2 pseudogenes are annotated in these 986 nt (G+C 64.4%); one reads left to right on the top strand and one right to left on the bottom strand.

Features of this window, described 5'->3' with window-relative positions:
* A pseudogene (locus IVB27_RS25140) lies at positions 1–288 on the top strand (transposase); the annotation flags it as partial.
* 313 nt (positions 289–601) lie between these two features.
* Here the strand turns inward: IVB27_RS25140 and IVB27_RS25135 are convergent.
* Positions 602–986 (bottom strand): annotated as a pseudogene (locus IVB27_RS25135) (IS110 family RNA-guided transposase); the annotation flags it as partial.

Genomic DNA, 986 nt, shown 5'->3' with positions numbered 1-986 from the left:
AAAACGCGCGAGCAGCGCTGCTGGGTGCACAAGACCGCCAACGTGCTCGCCAAGTTGCCGAAGAGCCAGCAGCCGAAGGCCAAACGCGCGTTGCAGGAGATCTGGATGGCTGAAACGAAGCTCGCCGCCGAGCTGGCGTTCGACACCTTCATCGAGAGCTACGCGCTGAAGTACGAGAAGGCCGCCGATTGCCTGAGCAAGGATCGAGACACGCTACTGGCGTTCTACGACTTCCCGGCCGAGCACTGGAAACACTTGCGGACGACGGATGAGATGGACAAGCGTTTTTTTTCATGACCGAGATGACGATTGCAGAAATCGCGGACGTCCATTCTTTTGTTCGGCTGCGCCGCGGGCCATTCTTCCGTCCCGGCCATCGATCTCGCAGCCGCCGCGCGCAGGGGCGGTCAAGGCTGGCCGCGTTTGCGGCCACCGCAAGGCTTGGCCTTGACCGGCCCGAGCACGGCGGCATGCTGGCGTGGAACGGGACTGCATTCCTGGCTGGCACTTGCCGTCAGGCGGGATTATCCTTGGTGGGCGGGCGACCTCGTGGCGAAGCGTGGCGCATCGGCTGCAAGCGCCACCAGGCTGCCCTATTTTGTCTTGCCGAGTTGAGGCGCCCGCGCGCCGGTTTTTGGCCGCCGTGGTTTCCATTGCGTCACCAAGCGCTCGTAGCTTTGCTCCGCCTGTGCGGCAATCAACATCTCGCGGTCGCGCAGTGCCTTGATGTTGTAGGCATACGCTGGCCCACGCCGGCTGCCTTTCTGTTGCGGATGTCCGGCTTGAAGCTGCATCGCGCGGGTCTTGATGGCGACCAGTGCCGGGCGCGCCCACAGGTAATCCTCGCCCTTCGTCAACAAATGCCAGCAAAGCACGGTGAGCTTCCGGGCCACAGCCACCGCGGCGATCTGATGGCCGCGCCGGGCGCGGATGCGCACGAAAAACGCATGCAGCGGACCGGGCGCCTTGGCCGCTGCCCAGGCCGC

The organism is Bradyrhizobium sp. 197 (genome assembly GCF_023073375.1).
Lineage (GTDB): Bacteria > Pseudomonadota > Alphaproteobacteria > Rhizobiales > Xanthobacteraceae > Bradyrhizobium.
Note: the sequence above shows the minus strand (reverse complement) of the source record. Positions and strands in the feature narration are given on the sequence as shown.